The 17,533-nt window shown below is 63.3% G+C and carries 18 protein-coding genes and 1 tRNA gene; 7 read left to right on the forward strand and 12 right to left on the reverse strand.

What is annotated here, in order from left to right:
- The first annotated feature begins 9 nt into the window (after positions 1-9).
- Positions 10-513: a GcrA family cell cycle regulator gene (locus tag ABIA90_RS17200; RefSeq protein ID WP_063982926.1), complete on the forward strand. Its 504-nt coding sequence runs from the start codon at positions 10-12 to the stop codon at positions 511-513.
- Between the two features lie 268 nt (positions 514-781).
- On the opposite strand, the gene ABIA90_RS17205 is transcribed toward ABIA90_RS17200, so the two are convergent.
- The gene (locus ABIA90_RS17205) at positions 782-2,311 is read right to left on the reverse strand and encodes a porin (protein ID WP_063982925.1); all 1,530 of its coding nucleotides are present in this window, start codon (positions 2,309-2,311) and stop codon (positions 782-784) included.
- Positions 2,312-2,718: 407 nt separating this feature from the next.
- On the opposite strand from ABIA90_RS17205, the gene ABIA90_RS17210 reads away from it, so the two are divergent.
- Entirely contained in the window at positions 2,719-3,225 is a 507-nt protein-coding gene (locus ABIA90_RS17210; RefSeq protein WP_028152624.1) for a MarR family winged helix-turn-helix transcriptional regulator, read from the forward strand.
- Positions 3,226-3,341: 116 nt separating this feature from the next.
- Here the strand turns inward: ABIA90_RS17210 and ABIA90_RS17215 are convergent, their stop codons facing one another.
- The 3 genes from ABIA90_RS17215 to ABIA90_RS17225 form a co-directional block, all read right to left on the reverse strand.
- On the reverse strand, positions 3,342-4,460 hold the full coding sequence (locus tag ABIA90_RS17215) for an alpha/beta hydrolase family protein (protein WP_063982924.1): 1,119 nt from the start codon (positions 4,458-4,460) through the stop codon (positions 3,342-3,344).
- A gap of 309 nt (positions 4,461-4,769) precedes the next feature.
- Entirely contained in the window at positions 4,770-5,741 is a 972-nt protein-coding gene (locus ABIA90_RS17220; protein ID WP_063982923.1) for an SDR family NAD(P)-dependent oxidoreductase, read from the reverse strand.
- A 144-nt stretch (positions 5,742-5,885) separates the two neighbouring features.
- A complete protein-coding gene (locus ABIA90_RS17225; RefSeq protein WP_028152627.1) occupies positions 5,886-6,794 on the reverse strand; it encodes a dihydrodipicolinate synthase family protein in 909 nt (302 codons plus the stop codon).
- Between the two features lie 343 nt (positions 6,795-7,137).
- Here ABIA90_RS17225 and ABIA90_RS17230 point away from each other — a divergent pair, with 343 nt between their 5' ends.
- Positions 7,138-7,377, forward strand: coding sequence for a hypothetical protein (locus ABIA90_RS17230; RefSeq protein ID WP_028152628.1), 240 nt, complete (start codon positions 7,138-7,140; stop codon positions 7,375-7,377).
- 122 nt (positions 7,378-7,499) lie between these two features.
- Here ABIA90_RS17230 and ABIA90_RS17235 read toward each other — a convergent pair whose 3' ends face one another.
- Positions 7,500-8,474, reverse strand: a complete 975-nt coding sequence (locus ABIA90_RS17235; RefSeq protein WP_354117991.1) for an alpha/beta fold hydrolase — start codon at positions 8,472-8,474, stop codon at positions 7,500-7,502.
- A gap of 164 nt (positions 8,475-8,638) precedes the next feature.
- Between ABIA90_RS17235 and ABIA90_RS17240 the strand changes: the two genes are divergently transcribed.
- Together ABIA90_RS17240 and ABIA90_RS17245 are read left to right on the forward strand one after the other, a co-directional pair.
- Positions 8,639-9,223 (forward strand): TetR/AcrR family transcriptional regulator, encoded by a 585-nt coding sequence (locus tag ABIA90_RS17240; RefSeq protein WP_223154007.1) that lies wholly within the window; start codon positions 8,639-8,641, stop codon positions 9,221-9,223.
- A 94-nt stretch (positions 9,224-9,317) separates the two neighbouring features.
- Positions 9,318-9,593, forward strand: coding sequence for a hypothetical protein (locus ABIA90_RS17245; protein ID WP_223154006.1), 276 nt, complete (start codon positions 9,318-9,320; stop codon positions 9,591-9,593).
- A gap of 1,372 nt (positions 9,594-10,965) precedes the next feature.
- Here ABIA90_RS17245 and ABIA90_RS17250 read toward each other — a convergent pair.
- The 7 genes from ABIA90_RS17250 to ABIA90_RS17280 all read right to left on the reverse strand — a co-directional run bounded on the left by ABIA90_RS17250 (position 10,966) and on the right by ABIA90_RS17280 (position 15,723).
- A tRNA-Pro gene (locus tag ABIA90_RS17250) sits at positions 10,966-11,043 on the reverse strand.
- 110 nt (positions 11,044-11,153) lie between these two features.
- Positions 11,154-11,738: a MerR family transcriptional regulator gene (locus ABIA90_RS17255; protein ID WP_071913245.1), complete on the reverse strand. Its 585-nt coding sequence runs from the start codon at positions 11,736-11,738 to the stop codon at positions 11,154-11,156.
- 24 nt (positions 11,739-11,762) lie between these two features.
- Positions 11,763-12,104, reverse strand: a complete 342-nt coding sequence (locus ABIA90_RS17260; protein WP_028152484.1) for an integration host factor subunit alpha — start codon at positions 12,102-12,104, stop codon at positions 11,763-11,765.
- Between the two features lie 134 nt (positions 12,105-12,238).
- Positions 12,239-13,219, reverse strand: coding sequence for a beta-ketoacyl-ACP synthase III (locus ABIA90_RS17265; RefSeq protein WP_354117990.1), 981 nt, complete (start codon positions 13,217-13,219; stop codon positions 12,239-12,241).
- Complete coding sequence (gene plsX, locus ABIA90_RS17270) at positions 13,216-14,277, reverse strand: phosphate acyltransferase PlsX (RefSeq protein ID WP_354117989.1); 1,062 nt, start codon at positions 14,275-14,277, stop codon at positions 13,216-13,218. Before plsX ends, ABIA90_RS17265 begins: the two co-directional genes overlap by 4 nt.
- A gap of 298 nt (positions 14,278-14,575) precedes the next feature.
- Positions 14,576-15,145: a YceD family protein gene (locus ABIA90_RS17275; protein WP_354117988.1), complete on the reverse strand. Its 570-nt coding sequence runs from the start codon at positions 15,143-15,145 to the stop codon at positions 14,576-14,578.
- Positions 15,142-15,723, reverse strand: a complete 582-nt coding sequence (locus ABIA90_RS17280) for a ubiquinol-cytochrome C chaperone family protein (RefSeq protein WP_354117987.1) — start codon at positions 15,721-15,723, stop codon at positions 15,142-15,144. Before ABIA90_RS17280 ends, ABIA90_RS17275 begins: the two co-directional genes overlap by 4 nt.
- 98 nt (positions 15,724-15,821) lie before the next feature.
- On the opposite strand from ABIA90_RS17280, the gene ABIA90_RS17285 reads away from it, so the two are divergent.
- Both ABIA90_RS17285 and ABIA90_RS17290 read left to right on the forward strand, forming a co-directional pair.
- Positions 15,822-16,307, forward strand: a complete 486-nt coding sequence (locus ABIA90_RS17285) for an outer membrane protein assembly factor BamE (protein ID WP_063982860.1) — start codon at positions 15,822-15,824, stop codon at positions 16,305-16,307.
- A gap of 117 nt (positions 16,308-16,424) precedes the next feature.
- Positions 16,425-17,426 (forward strand): Bug family tripartite tricarboxylate transporter substrate binding protein, encoded by a 1,002-nt coding sequence (locus tag ABIA90_RS17290; protein ID WP_063982859.1) that lies wholly within the window; start codon positions 16,425-16,427, stop codon positions 17,424-17,426.
- Positions 17,427-17,533: the final 107 nt, after the last annotated feature.

Raw genomic sequence — 17,533 nt, forward strand, 5'->3', positions numbered from 1 at the left:
ACCGTTACAATGCCTGTTCTCTCACCAACTTCTTCACCGACTGCTTCTTCACCGACTTGGACCAACGAACGAATTGAGCTTCTGAAGCAGCACTTCGAGGCCGGCCTCACCTGCAGCGAGATCGCTGCCGACATCGGCGTCAGCCGCAACGCGGTGATCGGCAAGCTGTCCCGGCTCAATCTCACGCGCGGCAGGACGAGCGACGAGCGCAAGCTCGAGCGGAGCCTCGCGCCGCGGCGCGGGACGAGAGCCGTACCGCGGCTGCAATATGAGATGCTCGCCACGATCTACGGCGACACCGACACACCTGTGGTCGCGGGTCCGATCGACGATGCCAACCGCTGCTCGCTGCTGGAGCTCGCCGAGAATCGCTGCCGCTGGCCGATCTCGACGCCGGGCGCAGACGACTTCTGCTTCTGCGGCAATACCGCGCCCGACGGCCAGTCCTACTGCGTCGGCCACAGCCGCCTCGCCTACCGGCCGAACTCGCGCGCCCGTGTGATGCGCGGCTGAAGGAAAATCCCAAAACGAAAAACCTCCGGCGGGGCATCACCGGAGGTTTCTGGAGGCTTAGCATGAAGCTAAGAGCCGTGACTTTCGTAATCGGCTGAAAACAAGATAGCTGATCAACTCAGGTAAGTAAATAAGTTTGAGGACGATCGATTCGCATAGCTCGTCTTCGTCGTTTGCAACGTGTTGCCGGATTTTCCGAAGGCCGCTTTCATGAAAAAGCCCCGGCGGTTTCCCGCCGGGGCTCTATCAGATCGGAACGGTCTTCAGCTTACCAGTTGCGCTGGGCGCGCAGCAGCAGGCTGTAGGTGTCCTGGTCCTTCAGCTCGTAGGTTGCCGCAGGCTTGGCAACCGACGCCAGCGCCGGGGTGGTGATCACGCCCGAGTACTTCTGGTCGAGGTGGCTGTAGACGAAGTCAGCCGAGAAGGTCAGGTTCTTGACCGGCGTCCAGCGGGTGATGACGCCGATCTGGCCGATGTTGAAGTCCGGGTTGCAGGTGCCGGTCAGCGAGGCGAACGCAGCGCTGCCGCAGATCAGGCCCTTCGCCGTGCCGCTGTAGTTGACCGCAGCCCACGCGCCGTAGAGCGCCGTATTCCAGTACGGGTTCCAGTTGTGGGTGTAGGCACCACGGAAACCGTAGGTCTTGGTCAGCTCGAGCTGGCCGTTGGGACCGAACACCGCGTCAGACACGCCGGCAAAGCCGATGCTCTGATACGCGCTGCCCGAACCGCCGAACATCGAGTAGCTGGTCGCCGCCAGCGACTGGAAGTTGTAGCGGCTCGCGCCGTCGGTATAGACGCCCGAGATGTTGATCACGTCGCCAGCACCGGTCGGGATGTTCTTGATCTGCAGAGCTAGCTGAACGGCCCAGCCCCACTTGTCTTCCGGATGACCGGTGACTTCGGACGCGCCGTAGTAGGCGACGTGGTTGTCGTGCGCAGCCACCGACGCCTGGAACAGGCCCCAGGCCTGGTCGACACGAACCATGCCGACGATGTCGGGCGACCTAGTGCCGCCGATATCGTTCGAGCCGTAAGCACCGCCGAGGACGCCGCTGGTGGACATGCCGGCGGTGTTCCAGATGTTGGTCGTGAAGAACTGGGTCTGGTCCTGCGCCGAAACGGTCGCGGTCACGCCCTGGCCGAAATCGGCCGTGTAGGTGAACTGGGCGACGCCGTTCACGGAGCCGCTGCCACCGACGAGCTGGTCGAAGTTGTTGCCGGGATAGTTGGTCCAGGGCGCGTCGAACTGCGACACGGACTTACCCATGGTGAAGCCGGCGAACTGGATGAACGCATAGTAGACGCCGAGCGTACCACCCGAGATCGTGCCCGAGCTTGCGTTGTTCGGCGCAGACACGCCCGTGCTTCCGAGTTGCGAGTAAACGGTCGCGCCTGTTGCCGAGCCGCTTCCCGTATAGTTATCGGTCGTCCAGGTGAACACCGCGTCAAAGTAAGTGCGAACCACCCCGTACTCAGTCGCGGTACGGGTATCGATGTTGAGGTCCTCGCGAGCGCGCGCCAAATAGTAGTTCGACAGGCGGTTGTTCGCGCCGGAAACACCGTTGTAGGCGGCGCTGTAGTTGCCGCCGGCATTGAGCGCGACTTCAGCACGCAGATAGCCGCCGAGCTTGATGCAGGTGTCGGTGCCCGGGATGTAGTAGAAGCCCGCGCCGTAGAGCGAGCAGATCTTGACGTACTCGACCGCCTTGGCCTTGACCGGAAGATCGGCCGCTTGTGCTCCGCCGACGGCGATCAGACCCGCCGCAGTGCCGAGCAAAAGGCTCTTCACCACTTTCATATAAAACCTCCAAGTTGCTCATTTTACGGAGACCGGACCGTGAGGCCCCCCAGATCCCCGTCTTTTCAAATCCGCTCGGCCGCTTCGCGCTTTTGGACACACCCGCATCGACGCGAGGGACGTGAGCGAACCACCTGCAACGGGACGATTGAGTACCCCCCACCGTCACGGGCCAATATGCCTGCGCCGTTCCGCTAATCAAAATAGTTTATTTAGTCAGCTTTGTTGTTTCACTAAACCTGTGCCCCGCGCGCAACACCGCGAGTGAGGGAATATGCTGAGCTGATCATCTTTGTAGTTTTAGTGACAAAATTACCCTGCTCTGCACTTGCGTCAGGGCAGGCTTGCGTGGACTATGGCCGTGCAAGACACCGGCCGGAAAAGAATCAGATCACGGGAGTGACGCAGTGTCAGCGACGAGGAAGGAAGGAGCGCGCCTCCGCTCCATCGGCAATCTCGATATCATCAGGCGTTTCACCTGGGAAATATCGTCGATCAACATGTATCTGGAGGAGTTGCGTCAGTTCTGGGCGAGAACGCTGGGCATCAGCGGTCCGCAATGGCTGATCCTGATGGCGATCTCCGACCTCGACAAGGACGACGGCGTGCCCGTCAACGTGGTCTCCAAGCTGCTCCACGTCGATCCGTCCTTCGTTACCACCCAGTCCAAGCTGCTGGAGAAGAAGGGCCTGCTGCGGCGACGGCCCTCGCCGACCGACGCCCGCGTGGTGCGGCTGTCCCTGGTCGAGAAGACGCAGAAGCACATCGCAAGCCTCAACGAGCAGTACAAAACGATCCGCGAATTCGTCTTCCAAGAATTCGACGAGAACGAACTGACCGAATTCACCGGCAAGCTCGCGACGCTGAAGACCCGGCTCGAAAAGGCCTGCGTCAGGATATCCCTCGACTACTAAAACACGATCCGGAAAAGTGCGAAGCGGTTTTCCGAAAAGATCATGCCCGAACAACAACCTAAAGCGCGATGACGATCCATCCCAATCTCATCGCGCTTTAAGGCAGCAGGCGGCGTTCAGATCCGCCGCCCCGTGGCGCCCAGTTGCGATTCCAGCCAGTCGAAGATGTATTCGTTGGCAAGGCTGGGATTGTCCGCGTGGGCCTGTGCCGCGCCGGTCTCCTGCGCGGTGAACACCTTCAGCACGATGTCGGAGCTGCCGAGTCGCGACTTCTGCACGATCTGGCGCGCCCGGTCGGCCTTGAGCCAGCCGTCCTCGCCGAGTGTGATCAGCACCGGACAGTCGACGCTCGAGGCCATCAACGGCGCCGACGGCACCGGGACGATGCTGAGGTCGCTCATCGCAAAGCGGCTGGCGAAGAAGGATCGTTCGTGCAGGTCCCACAGACCGCCGTCGCAGACCGCCGCGGCAAGCCTCGGCTCCTGCAACACCGCGCGCGCGACGAAGGAAGAGCCCCACCCGTCGGCCACGATGGCGACGCGATCGAAATCGACGTCGCGGCGCGTCTCCAGATAATCCATGACGCTGGCAATCGAGCTCTCGAGGTCGCGGCGCTGCAGGAGCGTGTCGGTATAGTCGTCACGCTGGTCGCCGAGCAGGTCCAGCGCGAGCATCGACAATCCGCGTTCGCGCGCATGCGGCGCGAGCTTGAACAGGAATTCTTCCTTGCGGTGTCCGGGCTCGCCGATGCAGATCACGGTCGGAGCCCGCTTGCCGGCCGGGGACGCAGGCAGGAAATAGCCTTGCAAAACGTGTCCGTCATCGGCCCAGGGAATCGTGACGACCTCGCCAGCCGGACCGCGCGCAGTGAGGAAGCGGCGCGCGCATTCCTGCATGGCGAGCACCGCGACCCAGCGGCGCTCGTCGGCCTGGTCCAGCGGCATCGCGGCCGCGCCGTAGTAATTCATCGCCCGCAGCCAGTTGCGCTGCGCGGTCGCCATGTGGCCTTCCGCGAATGCCGCTTCGGCTCGCTGCCGGTTGGCTTGCGCCAGCCGCTTCCACTCGCGGTGCCAGGACTGCTCGCCGCCCTGCTTGAGCTGCCGCGCGATCATCAGGCACTCTGCGATGGTGGCGCCACCCTCCTGCGCCGCGGTGAGGAGCCGCGTGAATTCAGCGGAAATATCCTCTCTCTCCGGGCAGAGGATCCAGTCGTCGGAGAGGCATGCGGGTATCATCGGAGCTACGCTTTATGATGGCGTTACCCCTGATGGACTAAACTATTTTGGTTCACCAACCAAGCTGCCGTGCGCCGAATGAGACCCGTTTCACATCACCATCGCTTGAACATTCCTTGAACGACGGAGCATGTCGCATGCGTGACATTCCAAATCGTCATAAGGCGTCGGAAAGTGGCAAGAGGTGGCACGTAAAGTTACCTGCGTAACATGTAAATTACCTGTGTAATAATACGTCCGCACCTCTTGCCATGATGGTCGTCATACCTACATACGCGGACGTTCGTTGACAGTCTCAGCCAAACCGAATCAACCGAGCCGCCAGCCAACTTCCTGCGTAAAGCTTTCATAGAAGGCGCGGTCGTAGGCCTGCTCCGGCGTTGCGCGCACGCGTTCGTCAAGGCGCTTTGCGTCTTCGCCCACAAGAATGCGCCACCGGTCCGCCTTGACCCCGTCGAGGATGATCTTCGCGGCCTGCGCAGCCGTCGTCGGCGCGTCCTCGAGGAAGCTGCGGGCGCGTTCGGCGAACGCAGCCTGGATGTCCTCGTCCGACATCTTGTCTGCATCCGGCACGCCGGCCGCGACCATGCGCTTGCGGGTCAGCGCGACCTCGTCGGCATTGAGCCGCTCCGACCCGTCGGCGCTCTGCACCTTGCGCGAATTGGAGACGATCGAGGTGCCGATATGGCCGGGCATCACCACCGAGCATTTGACATGCGGCGCGTGCAGGCGGAGGTCGTTGATCAGCGCTTCGGTAAATCCCTTCACCGCGAACTTCGCTGAGCTGTAGGCGGTGTGCGCCTGTCCCATGCCGATCGAGGCCCAGAAGCCGTTGACGCTCGCCGTGTTGACGATGTGGGCCTCATCGGCCGCCACCAGCATCGGCAGGAAGGTGCGCACGCCGAGATAGACGCCGCCCCAGCAGATGTTGAAGGTACGCTCCCACTGCTCGCGCGTGTTGGTGAACAGGCTGCCGCCGCCACCGATGCCGGCATTGTTGAACAGGAGGTGGATCCGATCGGTCTTCTGCTGCTCGGCGAGCTCATCGCGAAACCGCTTGAGATGGTCCTCGATCGAGACGTCGGCGACATGGGTCGTGACCCGCAGGCCCTGCGGGAGCTTCTCGACCTCGCAAAGCCGTTTGGTCTCGGCCATCGCGGCCTCCGAGACGTCGCACATCGCGACATTGCAGCCCTCGGCGACGAGCTGCCGTGCGAGCTCGCGTCCCATCCCCGTGCCGCCGCCGGTGATGACGGCGATCTTTCCTGCAAAATCCTTCATGGGACTTCGGTCCCTCCCCTTGTCGGTATGTTTCTTCACAGCTGGCGCCGCGCATCGCGGCGCGCGCAAAATGTAGCAGCGCCGCATCCGCAGGTAAAAGCGGATCGGCGCTGCCATTCGACATCGATAATTTCGGCCGGCGGACTATTCGGCCGCTTCGACACGCACCCCGTTCAACGCGCCGAGTGCCTCCAGCGCCTTGCGGGTGGCGGCCTGCTGCGCCGGCGAGGCCTCCGGCATCGGTGCGCGCGGATAGGTCCTGGGCAAGCCCTGGAGCGTCTGTGCGTAACGCGTGCAGGCCGGCAGATTGTCGGCGATAACGGCGTTCCACAGCGTCAACAGCTTCTTGTGCAGATCGAGCGCGCGCGGATGGTCGCCCGCCTTCACCGCATCCCACAGCGCGACGGAGGCATGCGGCGCCGCGGTCAGGATCGCGGCGATCGAGCCATGGGCGCCGAGCGTGTAGGACGGATACATGAGGGCATCGACCGCGCTGTAGATCAGCTTGTCCGGCGCCATCATCATGAGATCCGCGAACAGCTTGAGATCGCCCGCGCTCTGCTTGACGCCGACCACCAGCGGCACCTCGGTCATGATCCGCACCAGCAGCGCCGGCGACAGATAGGACCACGGCACCACGTTGTAGATGATGATGGGCATGCCGGTCTCATCAGCCATGGCGCGGAAGTGCGCGACCATCGCCTCGTCGTCGGGCTTGAACAGATAGTGCACCGGCGTGACCTGGAGCGCTGCGACATTCATGTCGCGCACGAGCTTGCCGCGGCGGATCGCATCGCGCGTGGAGTCCACGATGATGCCGGCGATCACGGGAATGCGTCCCTTCACCGCCTCGACCGTCGCGGCCATCAGGTCGCGATACTCCTCGTGATCGAGCGTGTGTCCCTCGCCGGTCGAGCCGCCGGCCGCGACGCCATGCGCGCCGGCGCCGATCATCCAGTCGACCTGGGGCGCCACGAGCCCAAGATCGATCTCGCCGTCCTTCCGGAACGGCGTCGTCATCGGCGGGATCACGCCGGTCGGTCGTGCCTTCATGGTCTGCCCTCGCGTTTCCTTTGGTCCTGTGGCGGTCCCGCTCTCTTGACGAGTATCCGCCCGCTTCCGAGCCTATCGGCTGCGCGGGCCTTGTGAAGGGGCGGTTCGCGCGGCGCTGCCCCCACAATCGCTCATTCCTGCGATCCTTCCTCGCCCTTTTTCCTTGGGGATTCCCCGTATTTTCCCGGCTTCGGTTTAGGGGCAATTTTTTTACAATCCGAATCATCAAATGAGGTTGGACGCTGGGTCGAGTCGGCCAGATCAGCGTGTTGTTTGTGTCACAGGCTCTGGCACTCCGCTTGCATCCTCTTCGTGGTCTGAAACTACCGATGAGGTGACAGGAATGTTCGTGACCGTGGTTGCCGTGCTCTGCCGGCTGAGCGCAGCCAGCTCAGGCAGTTGCATCGAGGAAATCGTGACCGACAGCAACATGACGCCCGAGATGTCGATGATGCAGTGCGCGATCGGCGCACAGGCCCCGCTTGCCAAATGGATGGGCGAGCATCCGATCTATCACGCCAATTGGCGCCTCGAGCGCTACAAATGCGTGCCGGGTCACTACGAGATCAAGGGCCACGCCTAAGGCCCCGCAAGACTACGGATGAGGAAACGCCCCGGAGGTAGCCTGGTCTCTCCGCGCGGGCACCGCTAGCGCCAGACCCCATTGCGGCGGCGCGCCCCTGTGACGACGATCACGCCTTCCCTTTAAGCCACTGCACGCAGAATGATCGCACGCGCCTGTCGCCCTTCCGGCGTCGGCATCAGCGCGAAATTGTGCGGCTGGTCACGGAGCAGATGCAGCTCCACCGGCACGCCCGCCGCCCTCGCCCGCTCCGCGAGATCGACGCTATCGGGATAGAGCAGATCGCGCGTGCCCGAGAAGATCGTCATCGGCGCGAGCGAACGGAAGGCGCCGTTAAGCGGGCTGACGAAGGGATGGCCGATATCGAGCTCGCCGGCATAGAGCCGCCCCGCCTCAAGTATCCCCGGAATGTCCTGGATCGGATCGCGGCCTGCGATCTCGACCTGCTCCGGGCGGCTGACCGAGGCATCGGCCGCGGGCGAGATCAGCATCAGCCGGCCCGGCTGCCGATGCCCGCGATCGCGCAGCCACTGGCATGCGGCGAGCGCCAGGCTAGCTCCGGCGGAATTACCGACCACCGTGACCTTTGCGGGCCCGACATCCTCCAGCAGCATCCGCAACAGCTCGGCCGTCGCCGGCACGAGATCCTTGGCGGTGACACGCGGCGCAAGCGGATAGATCGGCACGACGCAGACGACGCGCGACTTGCGCGTCATCTGGCCGACGAAGCGCCAATGCGCCGGCACGATCTCGTTGATGAAGCCACCGCCGTGCAGGAACATGACGTGGTTGCAGCCCTCATGGCCCGAAGATGGCGCCGTGTAATAGACCGGCCATCCGCCCATCTTGGTCAACGTCACCTCGACGCCGCGGCCCAAACCCGTCGGCTCGTAGGAGGCCGGCTGCAATGCAAGTTTCTGCACATGCGCCTGCACGGCCTCGGCCGAGGCAAGGTGCTTCTTGAACGGAAGCTGCCGCAACAGCGCGTTGAAGCAACGACTCTGCAGGCTCGGCGCGGGATCGCCGGATGGCCGCATCCCCAACAGCCGGCCGCCCGGACAGAACTGGAAGGCCGATGCGATCTTTGCAACGCTCATGGCAGGTCTCCTCCAGACCGGGCTCTCTGTATGGGCGACGAAAAGGCTTGTGTCGACCGCCGCCACATGCGGTTATAATGCGAGCATTCGCTCGCTTTTCCTACTCGCATTCGGATCGCAGGCCCATGGCGCGCAAACCGCCGACAAAACCCCGGAAAAATGCCTTGCAAGCGCGATCGCGCGCCACCGTCGACGCGCTGGTCGAGGCAACCGCTCGCATTCTGGTCCGCGAAGGCTTTGAGAAAGCCAGCACCAACCGGATCGCCGAAATCGCCGGCGTCAGCGTCGGCTCGCTCTACCAGTATTTTCCCAGCAAGGAGGCGCTCGTCGCCGCCGTGATCGACCGTCACAACGAGGAGATTATGGGCATCGTCCGTGCCGCCCTCACCGAGGTCGCCGACCTGCCGATCGACAAAGCCGTGCGCCGCCTCGTCACCGTCGCGATCGAAGCCCACCGTATCGATCCCAAACTACATCGGGTGCTTGCCGAGCAGATCCCGCGCACCGGCCAGCTCAAGGACGTCGAAGCCTTCAACCGCGAGGTCCACACCCTCGTGCGCGCCTATCTCGAAAGCCGCCGCAAGGAGATGCGCAAGATCGACCCGGGACTGGCGACCTTCATCTGCGTCAGTGCGATCGAGGCGGTCGCGCACAACACGGTGCTGAACCAGGCCGAGATGCTCTCGGAGAAGATGGTGCGGACGCTGGTGGACGAGACAACGCGGATGGTGGTGGGATATTTGAGGTAGTTTGCGAAAACGTCGCCTCATGCCCGCTCTACGCGGGAGAGCGGGCATCCTGCTAAGCAGTTGATTTATCTGCGGGCTGCATTGAGCCGAGCCCATGGCCATGAGTTTTCCATTTTTGATGGCGATCAATTCAGCTTTCCTATTGAGGACAAAACATATGCCCAAGAAAAATTGCCTGATAGTCCATGCCGCCGGAAGACAGCTCGACCTACTGCGCGGAGAGGCTTCCCGCATTGCGAAGGCGAACAAGGTCGACTGGTGGATCGATCGTGCCGACGTCGGCACACTTTTTTGCTTTGAAGACGCAAATGCTACAGATGCCTTCGCTCGCACCTGCGACAACTTCGGAGTCCGATGCCAAGACGGCTAGCTCAAAAACCCCGCCGACTTTGTGAGCCGGCGGGAGTTGAGTGAATACCTACGAAAACCGGCCCATCGCCAAACGCGCGTCGGACGGTGGGGCCGTTCCGGGTGGATGGCGAGACCTTGAGGAGGTCCAGATTCGCCACAGACCGATTTTTCAATCTCTCCTGGAGAGTCGTTCCTCAGACGCCGCGATGCCAATATTTTTGTGATCTGGCGCAAAAGGAAGGCCCCAGCCAATGGGGAAGACCGGGGCCTTCACAGGCCTTGCGATGGATCACACGCAAGACCGATCGCAGGATAGCTACAGGAGCGCTCGTTCCTCCTGCGGAACCAATCTCGACCCAAGTTGGCTGCAACTCCAGATGAGTCGCGAGAGCCAGCATTCCAGCAGCCAAATCGGGGCTAGAGTGTGTCCGAAGTTGAACTAGACGCGGGCGAAACCAACGTGCTGAAGCCGCGATCCAACTCGAGTGTTTCGCAAATCATCGTTTCTTCGTAGGCCGAACCCGCGGCGAACGACTAGGGCGCGTGGGTGAAGATATCCACTCGTCGATTTCGGCTGGCTCTACTCGCCACGAAGGCGAGACGCCATCGGCTGTCCGGGCTGTGACACGGTATCGGCGCTTGCGGAGCTTGGCTGCCAAATTCTTCGCGCCATCTTCGTCTCGACATTCAATAGAAAAATTACCGTAACAAACAACCCAGCGCTTTCGACTTACTTTTCGTTTGGATCGCGCTGAACGCTCCATCTAAGGGACCCCGTGAGTCCCCAAGCCCGTCCCAGTATCAAGACTCCATTCTTACCAAACCGTTTAAACCTGTCCGCGACCTCGCCAAGGGCAGCGGGCTACCTACCCATCCTAGCAACCCCCGATGCAAGACATGAGGTCTGGTGAACTTCATCAGCAAGATGTCATTCAATCACCTCGTCTGCGCGGCTCAGAACGGAAGTTGGAAGCACCAGGCCGAGCGCCTTCGCAACCGGGAGGTTGACTACCGTGAAACTCGCGCGGCGCGCACGCTACTTGCTTGCCGCCATGACAGGTTACACATCATAGCGCGGGGAGAAGACAACTCCGCTCCGGACGTCGCGCCTCCCAAGTCCCTGCGACGCAATGCATTGAAGCAGCTGTCGTGAATATTCCCCCGTCCAACAGGCTGGCATGGTGACATCATGCCCCTGTTTTGCCCGACGCGTCAAACCACTTCGGAAAAACATAATTCTCCAATGGGTTCGCTACTGTGCATGGGGTTGTTTTCGACATTTTAATTTTCCGCCCCCAGAAGCAGCCGCCCGCAACCGGTCGTCGCGCATGCGTCACGCAGCGGGAGCAGGCTCCACGCCGACGGTCAATCCACCGATGAGTTGGAAAAAATGGTCGGAGCGAGAGGATTTGAACCTCCGACCCCTAGTCTCCCAGACTAGTGCGCTAACCGGGCTGCGCCACGCTCCGAACGTCGTTCCATTAGCTAGGATCGCCGCTTTGCGCAAGGCGAGGTCGCAGCATTTTGGCGTCCGTGCCCACAGCCCCGGAACTGCCGGCCAAGCTCGCGAAAAGCGCCCCTAGCCGTCCTTCAGCGCCTGATCCAGCATTTCCCGGCACGCGACAAGGTCGGCGAGCACCCGTCCGAGCCGCTCCCGGTCGATGGCGCTGGGCCCGGCAGGTGCGGCGGGAGTGCCGCCCTTGCGGAAGGTGGTGAGGATGTCCTCGTCGTCGACCTCCGTGAAGCGGAAGTCGATGCCTTCCTCCTCGTCGCCCTGGTAGTCGTCTTCGTCGGCATCCGTGACGCCCTTGATGGGCGCCTCGTCGTCGTCGTCGGGCTCCATCAGGCTGGCGCCGATGGCATCCTCAATGGCCCCGAACGAGACCGCGGCCGCGCCGTCGGCGAGGCCCTGCACCGACTTGACGCCGTGCTCCTTGAGGATCCGCTGCACCCCGCGGATGGTGTAGCCCTCCCCGTAGAGCAGGCGGCGGATGCCCTTGAGCAGATCGACGTCGTCGGGGCGGTAGTAGCGGCGGCCGCCGCTGCGCTTCATCGGCTTGATCTGGGAGAATCGGGTCTCCCAGAACCGCAGCACGTGCTGCGGAATGTCGAGTTCCTGCGCTACTTCGCTGATGGTTCGGAACGCATCCGGCGCCTTGTCCAAATGCCTAATCCTTCGCGCAGGCGGTTAAGCCTCGGGTTGAGCCTTGCTGGCGTCGCCATTGCCGCGATGCTGGGTGTTGATCCGCTGCTTCAGGATCGCCGACGGCTTGAACACCATGACGCGGCGCGGCGAGATCGGCACCTCGGTGCCGGTCTTCGGGTTACGGCCGATACGCTGACCCTTCTTACGGACCATGAAGGAGCCGAAAGAGGACAATTTCACCGTCTCGCCCTTCTCCAGGCAGTCGGTGATCTCCTTCAGGACGAGTTCCACGAAGGCGGACGATTCCGTGCGCGACAGGCCCACCTTCTGGTAGACGGCCTCGCACAGATCAACACGCGTTACGGTTTTGCTTTGGTCGGTCATCGCCCTGCCCCACATCACGGCGAACAATTGTTGTCTGAAATTATGAGGTTACGATACGCCGGTCAACAGCGCTCATCAATGCAGGCGCATCGATAATGGCGGCTAATTCCGGCAAAATTTTATCGAATGTGGCGCTACCAGCGCACCAGCGCGGAGCCCCAGGTGAAGCCGCCGCCCATCGCCTCCAGCAAAACCATGTCGCCGCGCTTGATGCGGCCGTCCTTGCGCGCCACCGACAGCGCCAGCGGGATCGAGGCCGCCGAGGTGTTGCCGTGGCGGTCCACCGTCAGCACCACCTTCTCCGGCGCGATGTGGAGTTTGTGGGCGGAGGCGTCGATGATTCGCTTGTTGGCCTGGTGCGGCACAAACCAGTCGATGCTGTCGGCATTGAGCCCGGTGGTCTGGAAGGCGTCGACGATCACGTCGGTGATCATGCCGACCGCGTGCTTGAAGACCTCGCGGCCCTCCATGCGCAGATGGCCGACGGTCTGGGTCGAGGACGGACCGCCGTCGACGAACAGCTTTGCCTTGTGGCGGCCGTCGGAGCGCAGGTGAGTGGTCACGATTCCGCGGTCGGTCGCGGCCTTGCCCGGCTGCTCCTGTGCCTCCAGCACCACCGCGCCGGCACCGTCACCGAACAGCACGCAGGTGCCGCGATCGTTCCAGTCGAGGATGCGCGAGAAGGTCTCGGCGCCGATCACCAGCGCGCGCTTGAAGGCGCCGGTGCGCAGGAAATTGTCGGCGGTGGCGAGCGCGAACACGAAGCCCGAGCACACCGCCTGGAGATCGAACGCCGCGCCATGGTTGATGCCGAGCGCGTGCTGCACCGCGACCGCGGTTGCGGGGAAGGTGTTATCAGGCGTCGAGGTCGCCAGCACGATCAGCTCGATCGACTGTGCATCCACGCCGGCGTCGCTGAGCGCAGCCTGCGCCGCCTTGATCGCCAGATGCGAGGTGAACTCGCCCTCGGCCGCGATATGCCGCTCGCGAATGCCGGTGCGCTGCACGATCCATTCGTCGGACGTATCGATGCGCGCCGCCAGCTGGGCGTTGGTCACCACCTGCTCCGGCAAATAAGAGCCGCAGCCCAGCACGACCGAACGAATTTGAGTCACGAAACAGCCTCCTGCGCGGTCTGCACGGAACTAAGTGCACCACCCTCGCGGTTGAGCATCTGATTGATCTTGTTCAGGAGATCGTAGTGAGCCATCTCATAGCCAACATCGATCGCATAGGCAAAGCCTTCGGAGCTGATTCCACCATGGCTCTTGACCACGATCCCGTTCAATCCAAGGAACACGCCGCCGTTGGACTTGTTCGGGTCCATCTTGTCCCGCAGGGCCTTGAAGGCGCTGCGCGCCAAGAGGTAGCCGAGCTTGGACAGCCAGCTCCGCTGCATCTCGCTGCGGAGTAATTCCGCCATCTGCCGTGCGGTTCCCTCGGCCGCCTTGAGCGCGATATTGCCGCTGAAGCCTTCGGTGACGATGACGTCGGCCAGCCCTTTGCCGATACCATCCCCCTCGACGAAGCCGAGATAATCGAGCTCCGGCAGGTTCACCGCACGCAGCCTGTCCCCGGCCTCGCGGATCTCCTCGTGCCCCTTGATCTCCTCGGTCCCGATATTGAGCAGGCCGACCGTGGGCCGGGGCTTGTCGAACAGGACGCTCGCCATCGCGGCGCCCATGACGGCGAGCGACACCAGATGGTGTGCGTCGCCACCGATGGCGGCACCGAGGTCGAGCACGACCGATTCGCCGCGCTTGGTCGGCCATACCCCGGCAATCGCCGGGCGGTCGATGCCCGGCAGCGTGCGCAGGTGGAAGCGCGACATCGCCATCAGCGCGCCGGTATTCCCGGCGGAGATCACGACATCCGCCTCGCCCTTCTTCACCGCGTCGATGGCGAGCCACATCGAGGAGGTCTTGCGGCCGCGCCGCAGTGCCTGGCTCGGCTTATCATGCATGGCGACGGCGACGTCGGTATGGATGATCTTCGAAGCGGCCTTGAGGGCGGGATGCTTCTCGAGCTCGGGCTCGATCTTGGCGCGGTCCCCGACCAGCAGGAATTCGATCTCGCGATGCCTGTGAAGCGAGATGGCGGCGCCTGGAATGACCACGGCGGCGCCGACGTCGCCCCCCATGGCGTCAAGCGCGATGCGAACCTTGCTTGGCATAAAAGTCCTGGAAACCTGGTCTGGTGCGGTCTTGAACGAGCGGTGCCGCAAAATGGGTCCGCCATGGACATGGCGACCGGTCAGGCGCCACGCGGCGCCCGGACCGGGGCGCGACAATAGCGTTTTGTTATCCCGAAACAACCTCTTGCCCCCAGCCTTTTGCATTCGGGGCGACCCGCGGGCGGCGGCGAAAATTCACAATAAGCGCATTGAAATCAAACAGATATAAGCTCCTTTCAAAGCATCCGGACAGGCATCTCACGCCCCCCGCAAAGCGATCCCCACCGGGAATGCCCAGCTATTTGCCTTTCTTCTTGTCCTGGAGCGCCTTCAGCGCCGCGAACGGATGGTCCTCGGGGTCCAGCGCGGTGACCTCGGCCTCGAACTTGACGCCCGGCTTGCGCGGATAGGGATCGACCGCCAGGAACAGGGCATCGGTGGCAATCCGGCCGAGATCGATGATGCCGTTCACGATTGCCTCCGGCGGATCGATCACCTCCGGCGGCTCCGCGTCGTCCTGCCCCTCCTCGATCAGGTCGGCCATCTTCCGAACCTCGGCTTCCGGGGCAAACACCAGGTCGACGTCTTCCTCGATCTCGCTCTCGATCGGATCGAGGGTGACGACGCAGGTCTGGCCGATCCGGGCGCGGACGTGCCCCGTAACCTGGATCCGGCCGCCGCTCTTGGGCACAACGTCGAAAGCAGCCTGGGCGGAGAGCACCTCCCGCAAGCCGCCGACCTCGGCGATGGCCTGCAGCTCGGCGACTGAAGCCTCGAGCTTGCGGTGCAGGCCGGTGTCGGGGATCTGCGCGACGATGACGGGGGACCGCCAGGGATCGGGTCGGGATTCGGCGTTCGGTCGGCTCATCGCGTGATGTCCTCAGTGAGCGCTGGGGGATACTTGAAAGATGCGCGCAGCAGCGTCGCCTCGTCGGTCCGGCCGAGGTCGGCCTCGGTGGCCCGGGCGTAGGTCGCAAGCTGCCGCGCCCGGTCCATGCCGGTCCCATTCAGGATATTCTTGCAGATGGCGGCCGCCAGCGCCTCGCCGCCGCCATCGATGGCCTGATCGTAGGCCTGGACACGGCCGTAAAACGCCTCGCCGAAGGCCCGCATCCGCTTCGGCACAGTCTGGTCGCCTATCCCCATCTCGCGCAGATTGTCGTCCATGTCCTCGCAGAAACGGTCGAACAGCGCCTGCGACAGCTCTGTGGCGCCTTGGCCCTGGTTGGCGGCTTGGTTGACGCCCTGGACCGTGCGCAGGCGTCGCAGCAGCAGCCAGAGATGCAGCAGCAACAGGTCGAAACGCCCGTTAACCGTATCGGGCACGCCCAAGTCGCGGTAAAATATGGGTTCTCGCGCCTGCGTCACGATCATGCCATAGATGGCTTCAATGGTGCCGCGCGGGGCTTGCCGGGGTTTCCTGAAGTGATTGAACGGCCAAACCATTGTGGGTTCCGCAAGCGGGCGTGCGCGTGTTGCAATTGCAGTCTCCGCCCGGTACTTCAGCGCCTCGCGCGACGCAAGGGGACGGAATCAGTTCCACGATGACGATAACGAACCAGACCAGCCTGCGCGCCAACAAGCCGCGCGGCCTTCATGCACGCTGGCGCGGTTTGCGCATGCTCGCGGCCGTCGCCCTGGTCGGCGCCGCCCTTGCCGGCTGCACCGGCGAGCAGTTCCAGAAGGGTTACATCCTGCCGCCCGGCGCGCTGGAGCAGATTCCGATCGGCGCGAGCCAGGACCAGGTGCTGATCGTGATGGGCACGCCCTCCACGGTCGCAACCCTCGACGGTGAGGTGTTTTACTACATCTCGCAGCGCTCGGAGCGGATGGTCGCCTTCATGAACCAGAGGGTGGTCGACCAGCGCGTCATCGCGGTCTATTTCGACAAGAATCGGCGCGTGCGCCGGCTGGCGAATTACGGCCTTCAGGACGGCAAGATCTTCGACTTCATCAGCCGGACCACGGCGACGTCGGGTCAGGAGATGAACTACCTCACGCCGCTGTTCAAGCTGCTCAGCTTTAACTGAGTCTTCAGCCTGCGGCGTCGTGCCGCCCTCCGCGCGGCACTTGCCGTCGCGTGCGGCTTGCCGTTGCGCGCCCGGTTTCATACGCTCCCTGCAAAACAAGAAGCAGGGAGTGGATTCGTGCCCAAGACTTTGTTGTCCCGCCGTCGCGTGCTCGCCGGTGCTGCCGGCCTCTCGGCCGCAGCGATCCTGCCGCGATCGAGCCTGGCGGACTGGAAGCCCACCGAAAACGTCCGCATCATCGTGCCGGCTGCGGCCGGCGGCTCGACCGACGTCATGGGCCGGCTGCTGGCCGCGCATCTGCAGACCGCCTGGGGCCAGTCGGCAGTCGTGGAGAACCGCTCCGGCGGCGGCGGCACGATCGGCACGGCCGAGGCCGTCCGCGCCAAGCCTGACGGCCACACCATCCTGATCGGCAACCCCGGGCCGAACGCGATCGCCTACAGCATCTTCAAGAACCTCACCTACAAGCCGGACCAGCTCCAGCCGGTCACCAACATGATCCGGATCCCGAACATCGTCTCGGCGCATCCGAAGACCGGCATCAAGTCGGTCGCCGAGCTGATCGCGTATCTGAAGACCAACCCGGACAAGCTCAGCTACGCCTCGTCCGGCGTCGGCCAGAGCCCTCACCTCACCGGCGCCTGGTTCCTCCAGCTCACCGGACTGAAGATGACGCACATCCCGTTCCGCGGCGCGGGCCCCGCGCTCCAGGCTGCGCTGGCCGGCGACATCCAGATTCTGTTCGACAATCTCTATCCGAGCCTGCCGCAGGTGCAGAACGGCACCCTCACCGGCCTCTGCGTCACCACGACCGACCGCAGCGACCTCGCGCCGAACCTGCCGACCATGCGCGAGAGCGCGCCGGAGCTGGCCAATTTCGACGTGTCGTCGTGGTTCTCGGTGTTCCTGCCGAAGGGTGTGCAGCCCGCCGTGCTGGAAGCGCTCAATCTTCAGGTCAAGGCGATGCTGGAGCGCGACGACATCAAGAAGAACATCGCCGCCATGGGCGCCCGCGCCGACTACGGCACGCCGCAGCAGTTCGCCGACTTCGTGGACGCCGAGACGAAGAAGTTCGCCGGCATCATCCAGAAGGAAGGCCTGCAGATGGACGTGCAGTAGGCGTTCACACGAGCCGTTGGCGCGGGGGATAACGGCCGCACCTACTGCTGTCATTCCCCGCGAAGGCGGGGAATCCAGTACGCCGCGGCTTCTCCGCATTACGCCGC

The organism is Bradyrhizobium sp. LA6.8 (genome assembly GCF_040547935.1).
Lineage (GTDB): Bacteria > Pseudomonadota > Alphaproteobacteria > Rhizobiales > Xanthobacteraceae > Bradyrhizobium > Bradyrhizobium barranii.